Source organism: Paenibacillus germinis (genome assembly GCF_013141785.1).
Taxonomy (GTDB): Bacteria; Bacillota; Bacilli; order Paenibacillales; family NBRC-103111; genus Paenibacillus_E; species Paenibacillus_E phytorum.
The window spans coordinates 1-550 of record NZ_WHOC01000015.1; the positions used below are offsets into that span (position 1 = coordinate 1).

Here is a 550-nt window from a genome sequence, read left to right on the forward strand (position 1 = left end):
AAGGACAAAATTGTTTATAATCATGTTCTTTATTATTTGAGAGAGGTTGAGACAGCGATTTATCCCCAATTACAAAGTATTAAGAGCAGTATGAAAAAGCGTGATATCAAAGTACTAAACACAACCACGAATGCAATCGGGATTAACGTTGAATACAAGGTTCGTGGCTACATTCATCATTTCACAATGCTTCGCAGCTTGGTCAAGGCCGAACTTATGACCACGCTCATGAATATGAGGAGGGCGTTGTGATGAGTGAGAAACGTGAGAGGACAATATTCCTCTCGGACTGTCAATCGTTCTATGCAAGTGTTGAAAAGGCGACTCATCCGGGTCTCGAAAATCTTCCTGTTGTTGTGGCTGGGGACCCAGCTAGGAGATCAGGTATTATTTTGGCGGCATGCCCAATCGCTAAAAGCTTTGGAGTTAGTACAGCGCAACGGCTTGGTGAAGCGCTCCAATTGTGTCCAAACGCTATCGTAATGCGTCCACACATGCAGCGTTATATAGATGTATCACTTACCATTACTGACATTTACAAGGAATATAC

2 protein-coding genes are annotated in these 550 nt (G+C 42.7%); both read left to right on the forward strand.

What is annotated here, in order from left to right:
• Positions 1-252: YhjD family protein (locus GC102_RS39020; protein WP_512698983.1), on the forward strand; the 252-nt coding region annotated here is incomplete at its 5' end.
• Positions 252-550 (forward strand): Y-family DNA polymerase (locus GC102_RS02135; RefSeq protein WP_446686376.1); only part of this gene is annotated, 299 nt, incomplete at its 3' end. The genes GC102_RS39020 and GC102_RS02135, both read left to right, overlap by 1 nt.